The organism is Streptomyces gelaticus, from assembly GCF_014649535.1.
GTDB classification, from domain to species: Bacteria; Actinomycetota; Actinomycetes; order Streptomycetales; family Streptomycetaceae; genus Streptomyces; species Streptomyces gelaticus.
Genome location: NZ_BMTF01000015.1, coordinates 164,238 through 186,304, shown reverse-complemented (window position 1 = coordinate 186,304; position 22,067 = coordinate 164,238). Strand labels below are relative to the sequence as shown.

General features: G+C 68.6%; 26 protein-coding genes and 1 pseudogene. 20 read left to right on the top strand and 7 right to left on the bottom strand.

The features are described 5' to 3' along the window. Nucleotides 1–74: 74 nt before the first annotated feature. The 6 genes from glmU (at nucleotide 75) to IE107_RS21960 (ending at nucleotide 5,693) form a co-directional block, all read left to right on the top strand. The gene (gene glmU, locus IE107_RS21985; protein ID WP_189545552.1) at nucleotides 75–1,523 is read left to right on the top strand and encodes a bifunctional UDP-N-acetylglucosamine diphosphorylase/glucosamine-1-phosphate N-acetyltransferase GlmU; all 1,449 of its coding nucleotides are present in this window, start codon (nucleotides 75–77) and stop codon (nucleotides 1,521–1,523) included. Nucleotides 1,524–1,644: 121 nt separating this feature from the next. Further along, nucleotides 1,645–2,619: a ribose-phosphate diphosphokinase gene (locus IE107_RS21980; protein WP_189545551.1), complete on the top strand. Its 975-nt coding sequence runs from the start codon at nucleotides 1,645–1,647 to the stop codon at nucleotides 2,617–2,619. A gap of 182 nt (nucleotides 2,620–2,801) precedes the next feature. Beyond that, nucleotides 2,802–3,389, top strand: a complete 588-nt coding sequence (locus IE107_RS21975; protein ID WP_189545550.1) for a 50S ribosomal protein L25/general stress protein Ctc — start codon at nucleotides 2,802–2,804, stop codon at nucleotides 3,387–3,389. Between the two features lie 117 nt (nucleotides 3,390–3,506). Continuing rightward, entirely contained in the window at nucleotides 3,507–4,100 is a 594-nt protein-coding gene (gene pth, locus IE107_RS21970; protein WP_189545549.1) for an aminoacyl-tRNA hydrolase, read from the top strand. Between the two features lie 103 nt (nucleotides 4,101–4,203). After that, complete coding sequence (locus IE107_RS21965) at nucleotides 4,204–4,674, top strand: hypothetical protein (protein ID WP_189545548.1); 471 nt, start codon at nucleotides 4,204–4,206, stop codon at nucleotides 4,672–4,674. A gap of 251 nt (nucleotides 4,675–4,925) precedes the next feature. After that, entirely contained in the window at nucleotides 4,926–5,693 is a 768-nt protein-coding gene (locus tag IE107_RS21960) for an LAVTG motif-containing sortase-dependent surface protein (RefSeq protein WP_189545547.1), read from the top strand. Between the two features lie 70 nt (nucleotides 5,694–5,763). On the opposite strand, the gene ppc is transcribed toward IE107_RS21960, so the two are convergent. Beyond that, the gene (gene ppc / locus IE107_RS21955; protein ID WP_189545546.1) at nucleotides 5,764–8,493 is read right to left on the bottom strand and encodes a phosphoenolpyruvate carboxylase; all 2,730 of its coding nucleotides are present in this window, start codon (nucleotides 8,491–8,493) and stop codon (nucleotides 5,764–5,766) included. Nucleotides 8,494–8,816: 323 nt separating this feature from the next. On the opposite strand from ppc, the gene IE107_RS21950 reads away from it, so the two are divergent. From IE107_RS21950 to IE107_RS21940, 3 genes are all read left to right on the top strand, one after another. After that, a complete protein-coding gene (locus IE107_RS21950) occupies nucleotides 8,817–9,818 on the top strand; it encodes an acyl-CoA desaturase (protein ID WP_189545545.1) in 1,002 nt (333 codons plus the stop codon). Then, a complete protein-coding gene (locus tag IE107_RS21945; RefSeq protein WP_189545544.1) occupies nucleotides 9,815–10,501 on the top strand; it encodes a TetR/AcrR family transcriptional regulator in 687 nt (228 codons plus the stop codon). Before IE107_RS21950 ends, IE107_RS21945 begins: the two co-directional genes overlap by 4 nt. Nucleotides 10,502–10,964: 463 nt before the next feature. Further along, a complete protein-coding gene (locus IE107_RS21940) occupies nucleotides 10,965–11,819 on the top strand; it encodes an IS5 family transposase (RefSeq protein ID WP_189545543.1) in 855 nt (284 codons plus the stop codon). Nucleotides 11,820–11,864: 45 nt separating this feature from the next. Here IE107_RS21940 and IE107_RS21935 read toward each other — a convergent pair whose 3' ends face one another. Beyond that, nucleotides 11,865–12,260 carry a contact-dependent growth inhibition system immunity protein gene (locus tag IE107_RS21935; RefSeq protein WP_229867152.1) on the bottom strand — a complete coding sequence of 132 codons (396 nt, stop codon included), beginning with the start codon at nucleotides 12,258–12,260 and terminating at the stop codon, nucleotides 11,865–11,867. Nucleotides 12,261–12,301: 41 nt separating this feature from the next. On the opposite strand from IE107_RS21935, the pseudogene IE107_RS21930 reads away from it, so the two are divergent. The 5 genes and pseudogenes from IE107_RS21930 to IE107_RS21910 form a co-directional block, all read left to right on the top strand. After that, nucleotides 12,302–12,764, top strand: a pseudogene (locus IE107_RS21930) (transposase); the annotation flags it as partial. Nucleotides 12,765–12,971: 207 nt separating this feature from the next. Further along, nucleotides 12,972–13,367 (top strand): hypothetical protein, encoded by a 396-nt coding sequence (locus tag IE107_RS21925; protein WP_189545542.1) that lies wholly within the window; start codon nucleotides 12,972–12,974, stop codon nucleotides 13,365–13,367. Between the two features lie 389 nt (nucleotides 13,368–13,756). Then, on the top strand, nucleotides 13,757–14,716 hold the full coding sequence (locus IE107_RS21920; RefSeq protein WP_189545541.1) for a DUF7224 domain-containing protein: 960 nt from the start codon (nucleotides 13,757–13,759) through the stop codon (nucleotides 14,714–14,716). Beyond that, complete coding sequence (locus IE107_RS21915; protein WP_189545540.1) at nucleotides 14,713–15,297, top strand: hypothetical protein; 585 nt, start codon at nucleotides 14,713–14,715, stop codon at nucleotides 15,295–15,297. The genes IE107_RS21920 and IE107_RS21915 overlap by 4 nt, the downstream gene beginning before the upstream one ends. Then, on the top strand, nucleotides 15,294–16,028 hold the full coding sequence (locus tag IE107_RS21910) for an ATP-binding cassette domain-containing protein (RefSeq protein WP_189545539.1): 735 nt from the start codon (nucleotides 15,294–15,296) through the stop codon (nucleotides 16,026–16,028). The genes IE107_RS21915 and IE107_RS21910 overlap by 4 nt, the downstream gene beginning before the upstream one ends. Before the next feature lie 320 nt (nucleotides 16,029–16,348). Here the strand turns inward: IE107_RS21910 and IE107_RS21905 are convergent, their stop codons facing one another. Next, nucleotides 16,349–16,561, bottom strand: a complete 213-nt coding sequence (locus IE107_RS21905; protein ID WP_229867151.1) for a DUF397 domain-containing protein — start codon at nucleotides 16,559–16,561, stop codon at nucleotides 16,349–16,351. Then, nucleotides 16,558–17,424 carry a helix-turn-helix domain-containing protein gene (locus IE107_RS21900; protein WP_189545538.1) on the bottom strand — a complete coding sequence of 289 codons (867 nt, stop codon included), beginning with the start codon at nucleotides 17,422–17,424 and terminating at the stop codon, nucleotides 16,558–16,560. The genes IE107_RS21905 and IE107_RS21900 overlap by 4 nt, the downstream gene beginning before the upstream one ends. A 199-nt stretch (nucleotides 17,425–17,623) precedes the next feature. Between IE107_RS21900 and IE107_RS21895 the strand changes: the two genes are divergently transcribed. The 5 genes from IE107_RS21895 to IE107_RS21875 all read left to right on the top strand — a co-directional run bounded on the left by IE107_RS21895 (nucleotide 17,624) and on the right by IE107_RS21875 (nucleotide 19,216). Next, nucleotides 17,624–17,863 (top strand): hypothetical protein, encoded by a 240-nt coding sequence (locus IE107_RS21895; protein WP_189545537.1) that lies wholly within the window; start codon nucleotides 17,624–17,626, stop codon nucleotides 17,861–17,863. Next, nucleotides 17,860–18,024 carry a hypothetical protein gene (locus tag IE107_RS21890; protein WP_189545571.1) on the top strand — a complete coding sequence of 55 codons (165 nt, stop codon included), beginning with the start codon at nucleotides 17,860–17,862 and terminating at the stop codon, nucleotides 18,022–18,024. The genes IE107_RS21895 and IE107_RS21890 overlap by 4 nt, the downstream gene beginning before the upstream one ends. Before the next feature lie 70 nt (nucleotides 18,025–18,094). After that, nucleotides 18,095–18,310, top strand: coding sequence for a hypothetical protein (locus tag IE107_RS21885; RefSeq protein ID WP_308434248.1), 216 nt, complete (start codon nucleotides 18,095–18,097; stop codon nucleotides 18,308–18,310). A 13-nt stretch (nucleotides 18,311–18,323) separates the two neighbouring features. After that, nucleotides 18,324–18,869 carry an ATP-binding protein gene (locus IE107_RS21880; RefSeq protein ID WP_189545536.1) on the top strand — a complete coding sequence of 182 codons (546 nt, stop codon included), beginning with the start codon at nucleotides 18,324–18,326 and terminating at the stop codon, nucleotides 18,867–18,869. Continuing rightward, nucleotides 18,866–19,216 carry a DUF6247 family protein gene (locus IE107_RS21875; protein WP_189545535.1) on the top strand — a complete coding sequence of 117 codons (351 nt, stop codon included), beginning with the start codon at nucleotides 18,866–18,868 and terminating at the stop codon, nucleotides 19,214–19,216. Before IE107_RS21880 ends, IE107_RS21875 begins: the two co-directional genes overlap by 4 nt. Nucleotides 19,217–19,303: 87 nt before the next feature. Here the strand turns inward: IE107_RS21875 and IE107_RS21870 are convergent, their stop codons facing one another. Both IE107_RS21870 and IE107_RS21865 read right to left on the bottom strand, forming a co-directional pair. Then, entirely contained in the window at nucleotides 19,304–19,666 is a 363-nt protein-coding gene (locus tag IE107_RS21870; protein ID WP_189545534.1) for a VOC family protein, read from the bottom strand. Further along, complete coding sequence (locus tag IE107_RS21865) at nucleotides 19,666–20,463, bottom strand: trans-aconitate 2-methyltransferase (protein ID WP_189545533.1); 798 nt, start codon at nucleotides 20,461–20,463, stop codon at nucleotides 19,666–19,668. The genes IE107_RS21870 and IE107_RS21865 overlap by 1 nt, the downstream gene beginning before the upstream one ends. Nucleotides 20,464–20,551: 88 nt before the next feature. On the opposite strand from IE107_RS21865, the gene IE107_RS21860 reads away from it, so the two are divergent. After that, entirely contained in the window at nucleotides 20,552–21,049 is a 498-nt protein-coding gene (locus IE107_RS21860; RefSeq protein ID WP_189545532.1) for a MarR family winged helix-turn-helix transcriptional regulator, read from the top strand. Here the strand turns inward: IE107_RS21860 and IE107_RS21855 are convergent. Beyond that, a complete protein-coding gene (locus IE107_RS21855) occupies nucleotides 21,008–21,805 on the bottom strand; it encodes a response regulator transcription factor (RefSeq protein ID WP_189545531.1) in 798 nt (265 codons plus the stop codon). The two genes, IE107_RS21860 and IE107_RS21855, sit on opposite strands and share 42 nt — an antisense overlap. Nucleotides 21,806–22,067: the final 262 nt, after the last annotated feature.

Below are 22,067 nucleotides of genomic sequence, written 5' to 3'. Positions count from 1 at the left end.
CCCTCACCCATGTCCGCCCACCAGCCCCCCGGTATCCTTCGGATGTCCCCCACCCAAAGCCGAAGGACATACCCGTGAGCGCCAACCGCCCGGCAGCCGTCGTCGTCCTCGCAGCGGGTGAGGGCACCCGCATGAAGTCGAAGACCCCCAAGGTCCTGCACGAGATCTCCGGGCGCTCGCTCGTCGGACATGTCGTCACCGCCTCCCGCCGACTGGACCCCGAGCACCTCGTCGTGGTCGTCGGCCACGGCAGCGAGCAGGTCACCGCACACCTCACCGCCGTCGACGACCGGCTGCGGACCGCGCACCAGAGAGAGCAGAAGGGCACCGGCAACGCCGTGCGCGTCGGTCTCGACGAGCTGGGCGGCACCGTCGACGGCACCGTGATCGTCGTCTGCGGCGACACCCCGCTGCTCTCCGGCGAGACGCTCGTCGCGCTCGCCGCCACCCACACGGCCGATGCCAACGCCGTCACCGTGCTGACCGCCGAGGTCCCCGACTCCACCGGCTACGGACGCATCGTCCGCGACCCGGCCGACGGCGCGGTCACCGAGATCGTCGAGCACAAGGACGCCACCGAGGCCCAGCGCGCGATCCGGGAGATCAACTCCGGGGTCTTCGCCTTCGACGGCCGACTGCTCGCCGAGGCCCTCGGCCAGGTCCGTACCGACAACAGCCAGGGCGAGGAGTACCTCACCGACGTCCTCTCCATCCTGCGCGAGGCCGGGCACCGGGTCGGCGCCTCGGTCGCCGGGGACCACCGCGAGATCCTCGGCATCAACAACCGCCTCCAGCTGGCCGAGGCCCGGCGGCTGCTGAACGAGCGGCTGCTGGAGCGGGCCATGCTGGCCGGTGTGACCGTCGTGGACCCGGCGTCCACGCTGATCGACGCCACCGTCACCTACGAGCGGGACGCGATCGTGCACCCGGGCACCCAGCTGCTCGGCACCACGCACCTCGGCGAGGACGCCGAGGTCGGCCCCAACAGCCGCCTCAAGGACACCCTCGTCCGCGCGGGCGCCCGTGTGGACAACACGGTCGCGGACGGGGCCGAGGTCGGCGAGGGCGCCACGGTCGGCCCGTACGCCTATCTGCGGCCCGGCACCAGGCTCGGCACCAAGGCCAAGGCCGGTACGTACGTGGAGATGAAGAACGCCACGATCGGCGAGGGCACCAAGGTCCCGCACCTGAGCTACGTCGGCGACGCGACGATCGGCGACCACACCAACATCGGTGCCGCCAGCGTCTTCGTGAACTACGACGGCGTGGCCAAGCACCACACCACGATCGGCTCCCACTGCCGCACCGGCTCGGACAATATGTTTGTGGCGCCTGTCACGGTCGGGGACGGCGCCTACACCGCCGCGGGCTCGGTCATCACCAAGGACGTACCGCCCGGTTCGCTCGCCGTCGCCCGCGGCCAGCAAAGGAATATCGAGGGTTGGGTGGCCCGCAAGCGTCCGGGGAGCGGCGCCGCACAGGCGGCTCAGGCCGCCGCATCGGAGCGCGACAGCGAAAGCTGACCGGAAACAGGTACGCCGCGCACGGCGTACCGTGATAGATGCTCACCCCATTTCGGCTGGCTCGTTGCGCAACGGGACAACATGCGCGCAGCGCCAGGAACACGTCTGAGGAGACTGTGCTGTGACCGGGATCAAGACGACCGGCGAGAAGAAACTGATGCTCTTCTCCGGCCGCGCCCACCCCGAGCTGGCCGAGGAGGTCGCACACCAGCTGGGTGTCGGTCTCGTGCCGACCAAGGCCTTCGATTTCGCCAACGGTGAGATCTACGTCCGCTTCCAGGAGTCGGCTCGCGGCGCCGACTGCTTCCTGATCCAGAGCCACACCGCTCCGATCAACAAGTGGATCATGGAGCAGCTCATCATGCTGGACGCGCTGAAGCGCGCCTCGGCCCGCTCCATCACGGTGATCGTGCCGTTCTACGGCTACGCCCGCCAGGACAAGAAGCACCGCGGCCGCGAGCCGATCTCGGCCCGTCTGATCGCCGATCTGATGAAGACGGCGGGTGCCGATCGCATCCTCACCGTCGACCTGCACACGGACCAGATCCAGGGCTTCTTCGACGGCCCGGTGGACCACCTCTTCGCGCTGCCGATCCTGGCCGACTACGTCGGCGCCAAGGTCGACCGCTCGAAGCTGACGATCGTCTCCCCGGACGCCGGCCGGGTGCGGGTCGCCGACCGCTGGTGCGACCGCCTGGACGCCCCGCTGGCCATCGTGCACAAGCGCCGTGACAAGGACGTCGCCAACCAGGTGACGGTCCACGAGGTCGTCGGCAACGTGAAGGGCCGGGTCTGCGTCCTGGTCGACGACATGATCGACACCGGCGGCACCATCTGCGCCGCCGCCGACGCCCTGTTCGCGCACGGCGCCGAGGACGTCATAGTGACGGCGACCCACGGCGTGCTCTCCGGTCCGGCCGCGGACCGTCTGAAGAACTCCAAGGTCAGCGAGTTCGTGTTCACGGACACCCTGCCGACCCCGGGCGAGCAGGAGCTCGACAAGATCACGGTGCTGTCGATCGCGCCGACGATCGCGCGTGCGGTGCGCGAGGTCTTCGAGGACGGCTCGGTGACCAGCCTCTTCGAGGAGCAGTAGGAACAGCGGTACCGAAGATCCACTTTGGGGGCGGCCTCCCCGCCGGGTAGACTCAGCGAGTTGCTCGGCGAGGGAGGCCGTACTCATGTGTACGGCGGTCCGTTATCGACGCGCTCTTCGTAGCAGGCCTGTCGTGGGCCGGGTGACCGTCCGATTTTCGTCACCTCACGAGGAGTGCAGTCATGGCTGAGGTCAAGCTCGCCGCCCAGGTCCGTACCGAGTTCGGCAAGGGTGCCGCCCGTCGCACCCGCCGCGCCAACCAGGTCCCCGCGGTCATCTACGGCCACGGTGCCGAGCCGGTCCACGTCACCCTGCCGGGTCACGACCTGATGATGGCGCTCAAGACCGCGAACGTCCTGATCGGCCTGGAGATCGACGGCAAGGACGCCCTGGTCATCCCGAAGGCCGTGCAGCGCAACCCGCTCAAGGGCGACATCGAGCACGTCGACCTGCTGACCGTCAAGCGCGGCGAGAAGGTCAACGTCGAGATCGCCGTGCACGTCGAGGGCGACCTGGCCCCGGGCGGCAACCTCCTGGAGTACGTGCAGAACACCCTGCTCGTCGAGGCCGAGGCCACCCACATCCCGGAGTCGGTCACGGTCTCCGTCGCGGGCCTGGACGCCGGTGCGTCCGTTCTCGCCAAGGACATCGCGCTGCCGAAGGGCGCCGTGCTGGCCGGTGACGAGGACGCCATCGTGCTCCAGGTCGTCGCCGCCCAGGCCGAGGAGCCGGCCGCCGAGGCCGCCGAGGGCGAGGGCGCGGAGGCCTGAGCCTCACCCGCACTGCTTGACCGACGGGGTGGCGGTTCCTTGTCCGAGGACCCGCCGCCCCGTCTCCCTGTATCCGGGCCACCCGGAACCACCCGTACACGAGGAGACCGAGCGCAGATGTCCGACGCCACCGAACCCTGGCTCATCGTGGGCCTCGGCAATCCCGGTCCCGAGTACGCGGGGAACCGGCACAACGTCGGCTTCATGGTGGCCGACCTCCTAACCGAGCGGATCGGCGGGAAGTTCAAGCGGGCGCAGAAGGCGCAGGCGCAGGTCGTGGAGGGCCGCATGGGCCCGCCCGGACCGGCGAACCGGCGGGTGATCCTGGCCAAGCCGATGTCGTACATGAATCTCTCGGGCGGCCCCGTCACGGCGCTGCGCGACTTCTACAAGGTGCCGACGGACCACGTCGTGGCGATCCATGACGAGCTGGACATCGATTACGGGGCGCTGCGGCTGAAGCTGGGCGGCGGCGACAACGGGCACAACGGGCTGAAGTCGATGACCAAGGCGATGGGTGCGGACTACCACCGGGTCCGGTTCGGGATCGGGCGGCCGCCGGGGCGGATGCAGGTCGCGGACTTCGTGCTGAAGGACTTCTCGTCCACCGAGCGCAAGGAGCTGGCCTACCTGGTGGACCGGGCGGCGGACTCGGTGGAGTGTCTGCTGGCGGAGGGCCTGGAACGCGCACAGAGCGCGTACAACTCCTGAGACTGTCCCGTGCGCGCCCGTCTTCGGACATTCCTGTCGGCGCCCCGGCCATTTTCGGCCATGAGTTGACCGGTGGTGCCGGTCTGCCCAAGGATCGCTCCCCATGAAGCGGAGCTCCTCCCACCGCGCCCTGGTCTACGCCCGCAACGCCGCCATGGGCTGTGTCGTCCTGCTGCTGCTGGCGGCCGGTGTGCTGTCGTCCTGGAACGAGGCGCACCACATCGTTCTGGCCAAAGGCCGTGAGCACGGCACGATGACCGTGACGGGGTGCGGCGCCGATGTCTGCACCGGTCCGTTCTCGCCGTCGGGGCAGGCGGTCGCGCGTTCCCGGGTGACGATCGACCGGTCCGTCGCGGCACGGAGGGGCGACCGGTTCCCCGTGGTGGTGAAGCCGGGCACGGATGATGTGGTGCGCGCCGGGACACCGGGTTTTCTGCATGCCTGGGTGCCGCTGGGCGGAGCGCTGCTGCTGGCGGGCCTGGTGATCGGTGGCGGTCTGCGGATGTCGCGGACCGGCTGGTGCACGGGGATCGCGGGTGCGGTCCTGCTCGTGGCGACGTTCTTCGCCCTCTGAGCCGCACCCCGAGCGACTCCCGGGTCGCACCCCGAGCGACTCCCGAGCTCCCGGGCCGCGCTCCGGGACGTCTTGAGGCACGGACTCACGTACCGGAGCCGCATGTTCCCCCGATCGTTACCCAAAACCATTGGGACAGAGCAGCGCACAAGCGGGCGGATATGGACACATCAACCTTGACGGGCTGAAGCAGCCACAAGAAGCTGAGCCGACCCCCCACGGCATCCCTCATCTCTCACGTTGGACTGCCCATGCGCATATTCATTCCCGCCGGCGCCCTGGTCACCGCGGTGACCGCCTCGCTGCTGCTGGCACCTTCCGCCTCCGCCGCGCCCAAGGGCGACAACGGCACGGTGAAGATCCACGACTCCAAGACCGGAGAGGAGCTCCGCAGGAACGAGCCGAAGGTCTGCTCCTTCTACCTCGACGCCTTCGGCTTCGACGCCACCCAGAAGGTCCAGTGGCACATCGAGGCCTGGGCCAACAACGATCTGGACAAGGGCGAGACGGTCAAGACGGGCGCCTTCGCGCTCGATGGTTCCGGCCACGGCCGTACCACCGACATGACCCTGCCCGACGGCCAGTACAAGCTGTTCTGGAACTTCGAGGGCGAGAACGGCAAGGCCAAGCACAAGGTCTTCAAGACCGACTGCGAGCCGGGCAAGCCCGGCGAAGAGCCCACCAAGCCCGGCGAAGAGCCCACCGAGCCCGGCGAAGAGCCCACCAAGCCCGGTGAGAAGCCCACCGAGCCCGGCGAGCAGCCCACGAAGCCCGGCGAGCAGCCCTCGGCCACGCCGTCCACCGGCCCGTCCGCTCCCGGCGGCGAGCAGCCGTCCGGCACCCCGGCCGCCTCGGAGAGCGCCCCGGCCGGTGCACCGGCCACCCAGGGCGGCGCGTCCGGCGACCTCGCCGAGACCGGAAGCAGTGCCCCGGTCGGCGCGATGGCGGCAGTCGCCGTGGCGCTCGCCGCGGTCGGCGGCTTCCTGGTGATGCGCCGCCGCAAGGCCCAGCAGCACTGACGTCCGCACAGCGAAGTGCCCCCACCGGATGCGTCCGGCGGGGGCACTGTCATGCTGCGGGCGAGAAAGGTCAGCCGGTGTTGCGCAGGCCCGCGGCGACACCGTTCACGGTGAGCAGCAGGGCCCTGGCCAGCAGCGGGTCGGGGGCTTCACCGCGCGCCGCGGCTTCGCGCTGACGGGCCAGCAGCGAGACCTGGAGGTAGGAGATCGGGTCCAGGTAGGCGTCGCGGATGGCGAAGGTCTGCTGGAGCACCGGGCTGGTGCCGAGCAGTTCGGTGCCGCCGGTGACCCTGAGGACCTCCTGCACGGTGAGGGCGTGCTCGGCCTCGATGTCGTCGAAGACGTGCTTCAGTTCGTCGGGCACGAGTGTGTCGACGTAGTGGCGGGCGATGCGCAGATCGGTCTTGGCGAGGGTCATCTCGACGTTGGAGATGAAGTTCCGGAAGAAGTGCCAGTGCTCGTGCATTTCGTCCAGGACGGTGTCCAGGCCGGCTTCGCGCAGCGCCTTGAGCCCGGAACCGACGCCGTACCAGCCGGGGACGATCTGGCGGGACTGGGTCCAGCCGAAGACCCACGGGATGGCCCGCAGTCCGTCGAGTCCGGCGCCCGAGTCGGGGCGGCGGGACGGGCGGGAACCGAGGTGGAGGTCGGCGAGCTGGTCGACGGGGGTCGCCGCGAAGAAGTACGCGGGCAGGTCCGGGTCCTCGACGAGCTTGCGGTACGCGGCGTGCGCGGCGTCGGAGACGGTGTCCATCGCGGCGTCCCAGCGGGCCAGGGCCTCGTCGGACTGGCGGGGTGCGGTGTGCAGTGCGGAGGCCTGGAGCGTGGCCGCGACGGTCAGCTCCAGGTTCTCCCGGGCGAGCGCCGGGATGAGGTACTTGTCGGAGATGACCTCGCCCTGCTCGGTCACCTTGATCTCGCCCTCCAGGGTGCCCCAGGGCTGGGCGAGGATCGCGTCGTGCGAGGGGCCGCCGCCGCGGCCGACGGTGCCGCCGCGGCCGTGGAAGAGGCGCAGGCGCACGCCGTAGCGGTGCGCGACGTCGCGCAGCCGGCGCTGGGCGCGGTGGATCTCCCACTGGGAGGTGGTGATGCCGCCGAACTTGGAGGAGTCGGAGTAGCCGAGCATGACCTCCTGCACGTCGCCGCGGAGCGAGACGAGGCGGCGGTACGAGGGGTCGGCGAGCATCTCGTCGAGGATGACGTCGGCGGCGCGCAGCTCGTCGGTGGTCTCCAGGAGCGGCACGATGCCGATCTTGGCCCAGCCGGCGTGGAGGTCGATCAGACCTGCCTCGCGGGCGAGCACGGCGGCGGCGAAGACGTCGTCGGCGCCCTGGCACATCGAGATGATGTAGGACTCGATGACTTCGGGGCCGAAGCGCTCGAAGGCCTCCTTGACGGTGTGGAAGACGCCGAGGGTCTTCTCGCCCGCGGCGTCGACGGGGGCCGGGGTCGGAGCGAGCGGGCGGCGGGAGCGGAGTTCCTTGGCGAGGAGCTTCTGCCGGTAGTCGCGGGGCATGTCGGCGTAGCGCCAGGACTCCTCGCCGAGCCGGTCGAAGAGCTGGCCGAGGGCGTGGTGGTGGGCGTCGGCGTGTTCGCGGACGTCCATGGTGGCGAGCTGGAGGCCGAAGGCGGCCAGGGTGCGGATGGTGCGGTCCATCCGTCCGTCGGCGAAGAGTCCGCCGCGGTGCTCGCGCAGGGAGGTCTGGATGAGTTCGAGGTCGGCGATGAGCTCGGCGGTGCCGAGGTAGTCGCAGCCGGGGCGGTGCGGGGTGCCGGAGGCGAGGCGCTCGCGGGTGTTGACGAGCTTCTGCCGGATGCAGGTGGCCTTGAGGCGGTAGGGCTCTTCGGCGTTCAGCCGCTTGTAGCGGGGGCTGATCTCGGGGAGGCGTTCGAGGTCCGCTTCGAGCGAGGTCAGCAGTTCGTCGGTGGCGCCGGTGTAGCGGATGGAGTTGGAGAGCAGTCCGCGCAGGTGGTCGACGAGTTCGAGGGCGTCGGTGATGCCGTGCTCGTGCTGGAGGATCAGCACTTCCCAGGTGACGGCGGGCGTCACGTTCGGGTTGCCGTCGCGGTCGCCGCCGATCCAGGTGCCGAAGGTGAGGGGGCGGGTGCCCGCGGGCAGCTCGACGCCGACGCGTTCGAGCTCGGCCGCCAGGTCCTCCAGCACGTCGCCGACGGCGTTGGCGTGCAGTTCGTCGAGGTAGTAGATGGCGTTGCGGGCCTCGTCGGCCGGCTCGGGACGGACGACGCGCAGTTCGTCGGTCTGCCAGATGAGGTCGATGTTCTCGGCGAGGCGCAGGTCCTGGCGGCGCCGGTCGGCCTCGACGACGGGGGTCTCCAGGAGCGCGGCGATACGGCGGAGCTTGTTGAGTACGGAGCGCCGGGCGGCCTCGGTGGGGTGCGCGGTGAACACGGGCCGGACGTTGAGGTTCTTGACGGTCTCGCGCAGGTGGACGGGGTCGGCGTCCTTGAGCCGGTCGGCGGTGCGGGCGAGGAGCCCGCCCTCGGCGGCGCGGCGGTCGCGCATCTCGTGGGCGCGGTGGACCTGCTCGGTGACGTTGGCGAGGTGGAAGTAGGTGGAGAAGGCGCGCACGAGCTGCGCGGCGGTCTCCAGGTCCGTTTCGCCGAGGAGCTGGGCCGCGGCCTCGCCGTCGGTGCGGGTCAGGGCACGGACCCGCTCGACCAGGTCGAGGAGTTCCTGGCCCTCCTGACGTACGAGGGTCTCGCCCAGCAGGTCGCCGAGGCGGCGGATGTCGGCGCGCAGCTCGGGGCTGGCGGCAGGGGTCTGGTCGGCACTGCTCACGGTGTGCGGCTCCTTGCAGTGGTTGAGCACGGGGGTTCTCCGGGGCCGCGGCAGGCAGCGGCCACAGGGGTACTCCGGGGCCACGACAGGCAGCGGTGCTGACGCCACCCCGGGAAAGCAGAGTGCGGACCGCGCTGTCCGACCCCACCAGGATAGGTGTCCACTCCGTCGGCGCCGCTCGCGGCCCGATCGGGTTTCCCGTCATCGGCGGCCCGTCGCGCTCTCGTGCGGCGGGCCCGGGCGCTGCCATACTTACGTCGCCGTAGGTTACGGAACCGTAGCCAGAGCTCTCCGTCGTATTTCTCATCCCCAGGGGACCCCCCATGAACACCAGCCCCGCCGCGATCGACGACGCCCGGCCATCGACGGCCGACAGTCAGGCCCTTCCCTCCGCCACGCTCGGCGGGGACAAGAAGCGGTCGGTCGAGCAGCTCGCCCTTCTGCTGTTCATCGTGGTGCCGTTCGTGGCGCTGGTCGCGGCGGTGCCGCTGGCCTGGGGCCGCGGGGTGAGCCCGCTGGATCTGGGTCTGCTCGTGACGATGTACTTCATCGGCTGCCACGGCATCACGATCGGCTTCCACCGCTACTTCACCCATGGCTCCTTCAAGGCGAAGCGCCCACTGCGCATCGCTCTCGCCGTGGCCGGTTCGCTGGCCGTGGAGGGTCCGCTGGTGCGCTGGGTGGCCGACCACCGCAAGCACCACCGCTTTTCCGACGCGGAGGGCGACCCGCACTCGCCGTGGCGCTTCGGTGAGAGTCTGCCCGCCCTGATGAAGGGCCTGTGGTGGGCCCACATCGGCTGGATGTTCGACCAGGAGCAGACTCCGCAGCAGAAGTACGCCCCCGATCTGATCAAGGACCCGGCGCTCCGCGGCGTCTCCCGCCACTTCATGACCTTCACGGCCGTGTCCCTGCTGTTTCCGCCGCTGGTCGGTGGTCTGGTGACGATGTCGTGGTGGGGTGCGGCGACGGCCTTCTTCTGGGGTTCGCTGGTCCGGGTGGCCCTGCTGCACCACGTCACCTGGTCGATCAACTCGATCTGCCACGCGGTCGGCAAGCGGCCCTTCAAGTCGCGCGACCGGTCCGGGAACGTGTGGTGGCTCGCGATCCTGTCCTGCGGGGAGTCGTGGCACAACCTGCACCACGCCGATCCGACGAGCGCCCGGCACGGTGTGATGCGCGGTCAGGTCGATTCGAGCGCCCGGTTGATCCGCTGGTTCGAGAAGCTGGGCTGGGCGTACGACGTGCGCTGGCCGGACTCCGCACGGATCGAGTCGCGCCGTATCGGCTCCCGGCGCGACCCCGAGCGCGCCGACGCGGCATGATTGACGACGTGGCGACCGACTCCAGCACCAGCAGCGAGAAAAACCGTCCCTCCTCCACCCGGCGTACCCGCCGGGTGCGGATGACGGGCAAGGAACGCCGCGAACAGTTGCTGGACATCGGTCGCACGCTCTTCGCCGACAAGGGTTTCGAGGGCACCTCGGTCGAGGAGATCGCGTCCCGTGCCGGTGTCTCCAAGCCGGTCGTGTACGAGCACTTCGGCGGCAAGGAGGGGCTGTACGCCGTCGTGGTCGACCGCGAGATGCGCCAGCTCCTCGACATGGTCACCAGCGCGCTGACCGCCGGCCACCCCCGCGAGCTCCTGGAGCAGGCGGCGTTCGCCCTGCTCGACTACATCGAGACGTACACGGACGGCTTCCGCATCCTGGTCCGCGACTCCCCCGTGGCCCAGTCGACGGGCACCTTCGCCTCCTTGATCAGCGATATCGCCACCCAGGTGGAGGACATCCTGGGCCTGGAGTTCAAGGCCCGCGGCTTCGACCCGAAGCTGGCCCCGCTGTACGCGCAGGCGCTGGTCGGCATGGTCGCCCTGACCGGCCAGTGGTGGGTCAACGCCCGCAAGCCGAAGAAGTCGGAGGTCGCCGCCCACCTGGTGAATCTGGCCTGGCACGGCCTGGAGAACCTGGAGTCGAAGCCCCGGCTGGTGGGGCACCGCAAGAGCTGAACGGGGGGCCGTTGAGGACCGGCCCGATCGGTCGGATCGGCAGGCATCGCGCTCCTCGGGAGCACCCGAAGCATGCCTGCGTCTCGGCGGCGGCACCAGACGAAGACCCGATGGCACGCAGGCGGTCGGCCGCCCCCTCGCAGAGTTGGCCACCGGCCTGGCTCTGACCTCCGGCATGAACCGGACGGCGGTCGCGCTGGTCACAGCGGGCGCAATGCCGGACCGGAATCCTGCCCCCACCCCGCCGGCGAGGCGACGGGCTGTGGGAGATCGCGAAGCCGTTGATCCCGCCGTCGAAAGGTGCGGCCGTAGGGTGGCGGAACCCAGGACACTCCCGCCGGCCTGCTCGACGTTTCCCGCGTCGTCCTCGGCTCCGCCCACGTGCGCTGTAAAGAAGGAGGCGAACTCAGACCGCGTTTGAGATCTGCCGTGTCCCGGGGTGGCAGGGGTCGTTGAGCCATACGTGAGTGGCTCTGGGGGCGGGTATCCGTCGGATCTGGCGGATGAGCAGTGGGCTCTGGTCGAGCCGCTATTACCGGCGGCGAGGGTCGGGCCGAAGGGCGGGCGGCGGGAGACGCACCCACGTCGGCGGATCGTGGACGCGATCTTTTATGTGGTGCGGACCGGGTGTGCCTGGCGTCAGCTGCCGAAGGACTTTCCGCCCTGGCCCACGGTGTACTGGTACTTCACCTGGTGGCACGACGACGGAACTATTGAGCGGGTCCACGACACGTTGCGCGGCCGGGTTCGTGAGGCTGACGGCCGTAACGCGGAGCCGAGCGCCGGGCTGATCGACTCGCAGTCCGTGCGCACGGCCGACACTGTCCCCGCTGGCACCCGCGGCTTCGACGCGGGCAAGAAGGTGAAAGGTCGCAAGCGGTTCATCGTCACGGACACCCTGGGCCTGCTGCTGGCGGTTCACGTGGTCGCGGCGAACATCCAGGACCGCGACGGCGCGAAGCGTTCGTTGCTGTGGACCCGCCTGGACCATCCGGGCGTGCAGAAGATCTGGGCGGACCAAGGCTTCGCAGGCCGCCTCGTGGAGTGGTCACGCACGATCCTCGGCCGTGAGCTGGAGATCGTGCGCAAGGCCCCGGACCAGCGTGGTTTCCAGGTCCAGCCCAAGAGATGGGCCGTCGAGCGCACCTTCTCGTGGCTCACCTCCCACCGCCGCCTTGCGCGTGACTACGAGACCAGCCCCGCTCACTCAGAGACCATGATCCGCTGGGCAATGATCGGCATCATGGTCCGCCGACTCACCCGTGGCCAACCAGCGACGCGTCCCGGCCCGCGCTTGCTCCTGCGAGACGTTCCGTAGATACGCCGGCTGTCCCTTCCACGGGGAACCTCCTGCGGCAGCGCTCTATGGAGCCAGGAAGTGCTCAACCTTCTGTTGCAGGTCAGGGGGTAGGCCAGCCAACTTCGAGACGATCTCGCTCAGTTCTCGGCTGAGTTCGGGAAACTCGGCCCATACCGATGGGTTCCTGGTGAGGACCGCGGACAGCAGATCACCTTCGTACATGTGCCCCTCTGCCATCGGGTTCTCCCGCAGTACCTCCAGCGCCAGTGGCAGGAGGTAGGGCAGGCCTATGTGCTGCCCGATCAACAAGCGCATGTCCTCGACGGTCAGCTCGCCGATCGGCCGACGCCGCAAGGCGTGAGCAGTAGTGACAAGACGAGTGTCGTCGGCTGACGGATCCGGCCAGCAGGCGCGTTCAAGCTCTTCAAGGGACCGGGCGCGATTCAAGTGGTGCGTCACCGATCGATCGTCCCACGACGACCAGATCTCAAAGCGGTCTCACAGGTCCGAGTCCCGTGGACCGCGGCGAGCCGGGCTTCAAAATGCACGTCTTGTCGGACGCGAAAGGACTGCCTCTGGTCGTTGTCGCCTCGGCCGCCAGCACCCACGAAAACGAAGGGCTGAAGCCCATGGTGGCCAGTCACCAAACGAGTCACACCCCAATGGCCGCCACTTCAATCCCGACGCCCCGCACGCCAACAAGACGTACGAAAAATCCCTCACCTGCAGAAATGGTTACGCGGCAAACGCATCGGTGTCTGCATCACCCGCAAAGGCATCGAGTCCGGCGAACGGTCAGGGCTCCGCCGATGGGTCATTGAGCGGACCCAACGCCCGACTGACCAGCTACCGCAGACTCAATCAATGCTACGAACGCCGCCCACGCAACTACCCTGCCTGGCCTTCCTCGACCTCGCCGCAGCCCTCTGCTGCTACAAACGACTCGTTCGACCCACCAAATAGGACACGGCCTTGAATTCGAGAGATTATTTACCTCCGTTTCGACCTGTATGCCGATTTGCGTCACGTCACACATGAAAATGCCCCAATCGCCAATACAGAGACATATCACCTCTTGACGCATACACAATGGATGCTTATTCTAAGGAAGTTCGATTTCGACTTAATTCTTCACCAGGAGTAATGTTGTCAACATTCACAAAGCGCAACGTGGCCGCCGTTTCCGGAATCGCTTCTGCGCTGGTGATAGCCATGGCGCCTCAAGCTCTTGCAAATTGGCAGTCCTCGATCGGCAGTGCGGCCACCGGGTTTGAATCGCAGCGCTGGGACGACGAAAGCTACAGCGAGGTCAGATTCAAGGACTGCACACAACAGAATGCGATCGGCAAGTTCACAAAGGTGGCACTCTGGGAAGACAACGCCTTCACGCCCGATAATAACCACGGCACCAAGACATTCACCAATTGCTTCAACGGCGACGATTCCGTTAGTGCTGGCGAGTGGACGGGCCTCCCCACTGACAACTACTATTTCAGGCTGCAGGACACTGACGGTGGACTCCTTTGGGTACGAGTGGTGGCCGTCGACACCACTCAGGCTGACTGACCGACTCCGCGAGACCTAGGGGTATAGGGGCGCGCTTCCCGTGCGAGCGCGCCCCTGTCGCATATTCATTTTCCAGAAAGATTCGCGTGCACATAAGAACAAGTTTGCGCGTCAGCAGTGTGAAATTGGCAGCTCCATTCGCCATCGCGCTGTCACTTCTTTATTACTACGGCAATGGGGCTTCCCGAGGCGCCTTCGGATATGCTCCAGCACTCGTGTCGTCTGCTCTGGGTACCACCTATGCGGTGGCATACGCTCTCACCGCCGCCCTGGCCGTATGGGAAAGCGGACGCCTGAGAGGGGCAGGAATCTGGGATCTGGCACCCTTCCGTTCCCGCTACCGCGTGGCATGGAATTGCCTTGTTCCGGTGGTGGGTTGCGCTTGGATCATGCTGGTGTTGCCCGTTTCGCTCGCCCTCGGAAGCGCGGCAGCGCTTCCGACCCCGGCCAGTCTCGGACCTCTGCTCATGGCCATGGGTCTGTGTGTCGCGCACGCCGTCATCGGCTTTGCCATAGGGCTGTTCGTCCCGCGCGCCGTAGCCGCCCCCATCATGGCGGCACTGGTCTGGGTACTGGTCGCGTTCTCGTGGTCGACCGATGCCTTCTGGGTCCGCCACGTGTCCGGGCAGTACCCCACCTCACTCATGTTCGGTGAGCTGGCCAGCTACGGCTCCTTCGCGCCCCATCTTTTGTTCACAGGAGGCATCGCGGCGGGAGTGGCTGCCCTGTGGCTGCCGCTTCGCCCCAAGGCGATCCGGGCAGCTCTCGCTGCCGCGACAGCGGTACTTTGCCCTGTTCTCGCCGTCCAGTCCGTGCAGGACTGGGGGCCGAACCCACCCCTGCTGGCCGGGCAGGCCGCCATGAGCTGCGCAGGAAAGGCGCCGAGGGTGTGCATACCTCAGGCGAGTTCGGCCGATCCCGCCGCGGTCGCTAAGGAAGCGGCTTCCGTCCTGTCCAACCTGCATGCGGCTGGATTCACGGAAAACCCTCAACTGGTCGTAGACCGGATGGCGGACGGCCGATACCCCCTGCCCTCAACAGAAACGACCTGGAGAGTAGGCCTCACGAACTCGATCCGGCAGGGGGACTTGCGGTATCAACTCACCCGAGCGGCCGTGCGCTTCCCCTGCGCGCGCGTCGATCCTGCCCAAGGGAACGCGGCGATGCTGTGGGCAGCCACCGTGACGGGCGAACAGGGCACCTACAACCAGCACATGACAGATAGAGGAGCCTTCCCCCAGGAGAAGGCAGTGCGCAGCAAGGTGCGAAAGGTGCTGGCGTCCTCCCCTGCCGAACAAGGAAAGTGGCTCAGCCGGACACTGGCGGCCGGATGCGGACAGGGCTCATGACGTGGTGGATCAAGGCGCGCCGCGCCCATACCGTTGTGCCGATCGCGTTCGGCGCGTACGTGGTGCTATTGATCACCTTCCGGAGCGGGTCCGTGGTGCTTCCCTCCCTCACCGGCGGATCAACCCAGGTCGCCCTTAGCCTCTTCATTCCGATCCCGCTCTTGTCCGGCCTGGCACTATGTCTCGATTCGCGCCTGGATGCCGCGGAGAGCACAGGCGTACGCCCCATCAGATACCTGGACGGGGCGCTGGTGATCGCTACCGTTGGAGCAGCCGCTGCCGCAAGTGCAATCGTGGGCGCAGCGTTTGATGACTCGGTCACTGCTGCGGTTGGGCGAAACACCCTCTTCCTGGCGGGCTTGATGCTGATCACTCGTCCACTGCTCGGGCAGCCTGGCGTCCTTCTCCCCGTGGCATGGCTCTTGACGGTGTGCCTCTGCGGCTTCCGCGCCGGCAACGACCCCTACCCCTGGACCATCGTCCCCGAGCCGCTCGGCGCGCCACACGCCGCGGCCGGTGCCGCGCTGATGTTCGCCGCTGGACTCGCAGTTCAGCTCCGTTTCGCGAGGAACCTCTCATGACCCTTGAACTGACCTCCTGCACCTACGCATACAGTCGGCGCAAGCAGGCCGTGCTGGACGATTTCAGCTATCGCCTCCCAGCCGGGCTCACGGTCCTGCTGGGCCCAAATGGGGCGGGCAAGTCCACCCTGCTCAAAATCGCCGCCTCCGTGGTGCGCCCGAAGAGGGGCAGTGTCACCTTCGGGGACCTTCCCAGCACAGCCAAGCCCTTCCGCCAGGCTGTCGCATGGATGCCTCAGAACATCACCGCCATGCCGGGGCTGACGGCTCGCGAGCACGTCGCCTATGTCGGCTGGTTGAAGGGCATGAACCGCAGCGATGCCTGGCGGGCAGCCCGCCGCGCGTTGGCAAGAGTGGAACTGTCGGACCAGGCCGACACCAGGACGACCAGCCTCTCTGGCGGTCAGTTGCGCCGAGTCGGCGTAGCTGCGGCCCTCGTGCACGAAGCCCGCGTCCTGCTGCTCGACGAGCCGACCGCTGGCATGGACCCTCGCCAGCGGCGGGTCTTTCGAGACCTACTGCGGAACCTAACGGATGATGTGAGCGTGCTCATGTCCACCCATGACGTCGCAGACCTGGCAGAGGAAGCCGACCATGTCTCTGTGCTCTCCAGGGGCCGGGTCCTGCACTCGGGTACTGCCGATACGTTCCTCGCGCATGCCCCGGCGGGCACAGCGCCGGGCAGGTTGGCGGAGGGCGCGTACTCCGCGCTACTTCCCCTGCAGGAGTGAGGCGCTCGAAGGCCGAGTCGGCCGATCGGGGCCGGTAGCTCAGGTCTGGTGCCCAGGTCTTCGACGGCGCGAAGCTCACGGCGAACAAGGACGTCAACCTCGATATCGGATTGATGGACGCCTCGGCGGCTGAGGCGAGGCCAGGCGAGCTGGACCAGGGGATCGCGGTCGAGCTGCACTCGGCGTCTCGGAGATCGACGCGCTGGCCAAGTCTCTGGACGTGAAGCTGCCGCCCCCAGCCGCCCGAGACTGAGCCCGTTCAACGAAGCGGGCCGCCCTGGCAGGGCGGCCCGCTTCGTGTCGTCCCAGAGACGGTCGTGTCAGACGGTCCGGTCCAGTCCGCTGCCTTGAACTCCGTCGAGGAACGCGGCGAACGCGTCGGCGGTGACGGTGAGAACGGGGCATTGCGTAACCTTCGAGTCACGGATGCCGGTCACACCGTCCGCGAACGCCACCTCAACGCAATTGTCTCCACCTGAACTAAAGCTGCTCTTGGTCCAGTTGGCCGCACCCAGGCCAGCCTTGCCGGTCAAGCTTCCTCCTTGATGAGTTCGCTGATGAAGTCGCGCGACGCCGGGATGTCCAGCGCTCGCGCGCGCAGGTGGTTGAAGGCGACGTCGTAGCGCCCCACGTGAACATCCTCCTCCAGATAGAGGGCGGTTGTCAGCGGCTCCACCACGGCCAGAGGATCGCCGGCGTCGAACCGGAAGACCGTGAAGGCCCCGTCGATCCCTGCGTGCACGCCAGCGCTGAACGGCAGGACCTGGATCTCGACCCCGGGCAACTCCTCTGTGATGGACAACAAATGATGGAACTGTCCAGCCATGATCTGAGGGCCGCCGATCTTCCTGCGCAACGCGGCCTCATCCAGCACACACCACAGGGACAGAGAGTTCTCCCGGCGCAGGACCTGCTGGCGCTTCATGCGCAACTCGACGAATGTGCGCACCTCTCGCGCGGTCCGCCACTTGCCGCTGCCATCCACAACCGCGTGCGCGTACTCGGGGGTCTGGAGGAGCCCGGGAATCAGCTGGACCGCATACCAGTCCGCGTGCGCAGCCAGCTCTTCGAGTTCGAGATAGTCGGCGAAAGGGTCACGGACCGCGTCGCGGTATTGGTTGAACAGGTTGGTCCTGCGCGGCGACGACGCGAGGGAAGCCAGCTTTCTGATCTCAGCTATGCGCTGCGCGTCCTCAACACCGTAGGCATCGAAGTACTTGTCCAGGGCTGCCGACGGAACCCACTGCTTGCCGTTCTCGATCTTGCTGAGTGCGGACGGGCCGGAGAGCCCCAACCGCCGGACCGCATCGGGAAGGTTGAGCCCGGCACGCTGGCGCAGCGTGCGCAACGCAAGGCCGAGCCTACGGCGCATCAGGTTCGGACGAGCATCGGACATGCGTCATTCACCCCTCTCCGGCTCGGACTCTACACGCGCCTGCTGGTGCGGCATATGCCACTTTCACCCAGCTTGATGAAACATAGCTGGACCACTTGCTGAGAAACCTTTCTAAGTTCCATGCTCGGTTCCACAACACGACGCACCCGATCAGTAACACTGAGCGATATCTCGCCACACGCCCCCGTAAGGAGCGGCCATGGCACCGGACACTCCCACGGACCTCCGTACGGAGGTCCACGACCTGATCGCCCTCACCCCCGAAACCCGCCTCCGCCTCGCCGGACTCGCCTGCGCCCGTTGCGGCAGCACCGAATCCCTCCGGCCCGGCGGCCACGCGTACACCCACAGCCCCGATGGCGGACGTCTCGGCTGGACCGTGAAGGTCTGCGCGAACTGCCCCGTCCACCCCTCCCAGGAAAGTGAATTGAGGTCATGACCAACCTCGCCACCCGCTTCGCCGCCTGGCTGCGTACCCTGTTGGCCCCACACAGTCGACCCCACGCCGAACAACGGCAACGGCGCCGAGCACTCTGGCTCGCAACGTACGGCATCGACGTAGGCCCGCGTCGCATCCACGGCATCGAGGTGGCCCGGTGATCCGGCTGCTGCCCTGGGCCGGGGCGGACGGGAAGCCCTGCTACCTCTCTCCACGGACGGCACCGGCCCGTTGTCCCGGCTCGCCGACCGGGTCGAGCAGGCGCAGCTCAGTCTCGCGGGCAAGCTCCTCGATCAGGCACAGGGCGCGCTCTCCGGCCCCGCCCTGAACTCCTATGAACTCCAGCTCCTGAGCGCCGAGTTGACTGACGCGTTGCGCGGCACCCTGCGCGTCGCCGAGAGCCGCGGCGCCCGCCTCACCCCGCCGGACACCGATGAGGGCCGGTGAAGGAGGTGCGGTCATGCCGCCGCTCATCGAAATCGTCCACAACGCCCTCGCGCACTGCGCCACCACTCCACAGGCCCTGGGCCTCGTCTCCTTACCCGGTGGAACCCTCGCGTCGGCGAGCGCGGCCCGCTGTTACGCAACGACGACGGCCCGGTCCTGGGGTCTGCCGTCGGACACAGTGGACGCTCTGGAACTGATCACCGGAGAACTCGCCGCCAACGCCCTGGAGCACAGTGCGAGCCGGTCCATCACCGTTGCGCTGTTCCGCGCCGCTCGGACGGCCGTCGTCGGAGTGCTCGACGAGGGGCAGGGCCGTGCGACCGCGACGGGCGCGCCATCGCCGGACCGGGAGGACGGACGCGGGCTGCTGATCGTCGACGCCCTGGCCACCGACTGGGGCCAGCGGCGCGTATGCGGCGGTCTGCTCGTCTGGGCCGAGGTCGACACCGGACACGGACAGGCTCCGCCCGGTCGGCCGCATCGGGCGGACATCCCCTTGGTGCCGCTGCCGGTACCGTACGAACGAAGGGCGAATCACCCGCACCGGAGGTCACCGTGAGCGCACAGCCCGACAGCCCGTACGGACCGCTGATCCCCATGCCTGAGCTCACGCCCGACGCCTTGCGGGCTGCGGTCGCGCGGATCGCCCCCAGCCGCATTCCCGCGCTCACTCAGCATCTTTTCGAGGCCACGACGAACGCGCAGCAGACACAGAGCCTCGCTCCGCTGAGGGCGTTCATCCACTCCTGGGCCGTGTTCGTGGCGATCGAGCGGCATCCCGGGCAAGCCGCCCGGCTGCATGCGCTGGAGCGAATCGTGGGCGGGGGCGAAGAAGACCCGACCGAAGCGATCACCGAGATACGGCGTATCCATGAGGCAGCGGAAGCGGAGGCCGGACTGCGGTGAGCGGCTGGACGTGGGACTACAACCCCAGCGCGGAATACATCACCGGTGGATTGAACGTCACCTGGTACGGCTGAGCCCGGCTGCTCGTCAGGTGGCCGGTTCCAGGAACTCCAGCCGGTTCCCCACCGGGTCGTGGCTGTAGAAGCGCCGGTGCCCGGGCAGGTCGCCGTCCCACTGCACCGGTGCGCCATGCGCCTCCAGCCGGGCCGCGTACGCATCGATGTCCGTGACGCGCAGCCCGGGGTGGGCCTTCTGTGCCGGGCGGAAGTCCTGTTCGATGCCCAGGTGGAGCTGGACCGGGCCCGCCCGGAACCAGCAGCCGCCGCGGACCGCGAGGGCCGGGGGTTTGGCGAGCTCCGTCATGCCGAGGATGTCGGCGTAGTAGGCGCGCAGGGCGTCCTCGGAGCCTGCCGGGGCGGCGAGCTGGACGTGGTCGAGAGCGGCGATCATCACTTCTCCTTGCGGGCCACGGCGAAGATGCGGCGGAACGGGAAGACCGTGCCGTGCGGGCCCTGGGGGTAGGCGGTGCGGAGCAGGTGGCGGTATTCGGTGAGGAAGGCGCCGCGGGCCTCGGGGTCGTCGGCGAGGGCGGTCAGGACGGGGCGCAGGCCGGTGCCCTTCACCCAGTCGAGGACCGGGTCCCGGCCGTGCAGGAGGTGCAGATACGTGGTCTCCCAGACGTCCGCCGTGACGCCGGGGGCGGTCAGCGCGTCGAGGTAGGCGGTGGGGGTGAGCACCGCGTCGGCGTGGCGCAGCCGGCCGGCGAGGCGGTCGCGCCAGCGCGGGGAGCCGGCGAGTTCCCGCATGAGTACGTGGCTGGGCTGGTCGAAGTTGCCGGGGACCTGGAAGGCGAAGGTGCCGCCGGGGGTGATCGCGTCCAGCCAGGCCGGGAAGCGGGCGACGTGGCCGGGGACCCACTGGAGCAGGGCGTTGGAGACGATCAGGTCGTGACGTTCGGCGGGGGTCCAGGTCGCGGCGTCGGCCTCGGCGAAGTCGAGGTGGGGACCGGCGTGGGCGCGGGCCCGTTCGAGCATCTGCGGGGAGTTGTCGTAGCCGGTGATCCGGGCCTCGGGCCAGCGGTCGGCAAGCAGGACGGTGACGTTGCCCGCGCCGCAGCCGAGGTCGGCGATGCGGGGTGCGGGGGCGCCCGGGAGGCCGGGGATGCGGGCGAGGAGGTCGAGGAAGGGACGGGTGCGGTGGTCGGCGTGGCGCAGGTACTGCTGCGGGTCCCAGGTGGGTGTGGTCATGGGGTCAGGATCACGGGAGATATATCTTGATGTCAAGACACTTGAATTCAAGAGACTTCATGTCGACAGACCCTCTACACTGATCCACATGGAGGACGAGGTCGACCGACTGGTCGCTGCATGGCGCCGCGAGCGCCCCGACCTCGACGTGGAACCACTCGAGGTGCTCAGCCGCGTCTCCCGCCTGGCCCGCCATCTGGACCGGGCCCGCCGGATCGCTTTCTCCGAGCACAACCTGGAGCCCTGGGAGTTCGACGTACTGACGTCCCTGCGCCGCGCCGGTGCCCCCTACCAGCTCTCCCCCGGCCAGCTCCTCACGCAGACCCTGGTCACCTCCGGCACGATGACCAACCGCATCGACCGGCTGACCAAGAAGAACCTCGTCGAGCGTCTCCCCGACCCCAGCGACCGCCGCGGTGTGCTCGTCCGGCTCACCGCCGAGGGCCGGGACAAGGCCGACCAGTCGCTGGCCGGCCTGCTCGCCCAGGAGCGCGCCATCCTGAGAGAGCTCTCCACTCAGCAGCGGGGCGAACTGGCCGGGCTGCTACGCCAGTTGACCGCCCCGTTCGACAACACTCCCGGCTAGGACCGGGGCCGGATCGACCGGGCCGACCCCCGCCCGGCGGGCCAGGGCGACCGCGGCCAGGGTGGAGTGCACGCCCAGCTTCCCCAGCACGTTCTGCATATGGGTACGGACCGTGTGCGGGGAGAGGAAGAGCCGTTCGGCCACCGCCTTGCGGCCCAGTCCCGCCACCATGCAGCGCAGCACCTCGCGTTCGCGCGGGGTCAGCGACTCGACCAGCTGCTCGCTCTCGGTGCGGTGCTTGCGCGCCGCCGTCAGCTCCCGCAGTACGCCGGTGAGCAGCGCCGGGGGCAGATGCGTCTCGTCCCGCAGCACCCCCCGCACGACGGCGAGCAGCCGTTGCAGCGAACAGTCCTTGGCGACCCAGCCGCAGGCCCCGGCCTGCAGTGCCAGCGCGGCCCGCACCGGGTCGTCCTTCTCGGCGAGCACGACCGTGCGCACGGACGGCCGGCCCGAACGGACCCCGGCCACCAGGGAGATGCCGTCCACCGGGGCGTTCTCCCCGCCGCTGGGGACCGGGACGGGCGCCCGGCGGTCCACCGCCGTGCCCAGGATGCCCAGTTCGGCATCGACCAGCATCACGTCGTAGCCGCGCCCTTCGGCGGCGGCCCGCTCCAGGCACCGTAACGCGGCGGGGCCGCTGCCCGTCGCCGACACCTCGACGTCCGGCTCGGCCGCGAGCGCCGCCGCGAGCGACTCGGCGAAAATCCGGTGGTCGTCCACCACGAGAACCCGGATACGAACCACAGGCACCCCCATGCCGCGTCTGTTCCTGGGCCACCCCCGGCCCTCCGAAAGGGACCGGCCAGTTCGAGTGCGGCGCCCGGATCGAGGAGGTGGACCGCGGTTCCACGGCCGCCGCCGTGTCCCGGCCGCCACCCGCCCCGGGCGCCGCACCCGACTGTCTCGTACCCCTGAATCAGCACCGGCCCCCACCGGTGCTGTGCATCAGGGTACGGCCGACGGGCCGTGGCGGAAGGCAATTCGCAGAACTGACCGACTCCGGCCGCCCCCGAGGTGT

Excerpts from the sequence above, each read along its gene's own strand:
- IE107_RS21975 (WP_189545550.1), top strand. The coding sequence starts at position 2,802 with ATGGCTGAGGTCAAGCTCGCCGCCCAGGTCCGTACCGAGTTCGGCAAG.
- pth (WP_189545549.1), top strand. The coding sequence starts at position 3,507 with ATGTCCGACGCCACCGAACCCTGGCTCATCGTGGGCCTCGGCAATCCC.
- IE107_RS21965 (WP_189545548.1), top strand. The coding sequence starts at position 4,204 with ATGAAGCGGAGCTCCTCCCACCGCGCCCTGGTCTACGCCCGCAACGCC.
- IE107_RS21960 (WP_189545547.1), top strand. The coding sequence starts at position 4,926 with ATGCGCATATTCATTCCCGCCGGCGCCCTGGTCACCGCGGTGACCGCC.
- IE107_RS21950 (WP_189545545.1), top strand. The coding sequence starts at position 8,817 with ATGAACACCAGCCCCGCCGCGATCGACGACGCCCGGCCATCGACGGCC.
- IE107_RS21945 (WP_189545544.1), top strand. The coding sequence starts at position 9,815 with ATGATTGACGACGTGGCGACCGACTCCAGCACCAGCAGCGAGAAAAAC.
- IE107_RS21920 (WP_189545541.1), top strand. The coding sequence starts at position 13,757 with ATGCTGGTGTTGCCCGTTTCGCTCGCCCTCGGAAGCGCGGCAGCGCTT.
- IE107_RS21915 (WP_189545540.1), top strand. The coding sequence starts at position 14,713 with ATGACGTGGTGGATCAAGGCGCGCCGCGCCCATACCGTTGTGCCGATC.
- IE107_RS21910 (WP_189545539.1), top strand. The coding sequence starts at position 15,294 with ATGACCCTTGAACTGACCTCCTGCACCTACGCATACAGTCGGCGCAAG.
- IE107_RS21900 (WP_189545538.1), bottom strand. The coding sequence starts at position 17,424 with ATGTCCGATGCTCGTCCGAACCTGATGCGCCGTAGGCTCGGCCTTGCG.
- IE107_RS21895 (WP_189545537.1), top strand. The coding sequence starts at position 17,624 with ATGGCACCGGACACTCCCACGGACCTCCGTACGGAGGTCCACGACCTG.
- IE107_RS21890 (WP_189545571.1), top strand. The coding sequence starts at position 17,860 with ATGACCAACCTCGCCACCCGCTTCGCCGCCTGGCTGCGTACCCTGTTG.
- IE107_RS21880 (WP_189545536.1), top strand. The coding sequence starts at position 18,324 with ATGCCGCCGCTCATCGAAATCGTCCACAACGCCCTCGCGCACTGCGCC.
- IE107_RS21870 (WP_189545534.1), bottom strand. The coding sequence starts at position 19,666 with ATGATCGCCGCTCTCGACCACGTCCAGCTCGCCGCCCCGGCAGGCTCC.
- IE107_RS21865 (WP_189545533.1), bottom strand. The coding sequence starts at position 20,463 with ATGACCACACCCACCTGGGACCCGCAGCAGTACCTGCGCCACGCCGAC.
- IE107_RS21860 (WP_189545532.1), top strand. The coding sequence starts at position 20,552 with ATGGAGGACGAGGTCGACCGACTGGTCGCTGCATGGCGCCGCGAGCGC.
- IE107_RS21855 (WP_189545531.1), bottom strand. The coding sequence starts at position 21,805 with ATGGGGGTGCCTGTGGTTCGTATCCGGGTTCTCGTGGTGGACGACCAC.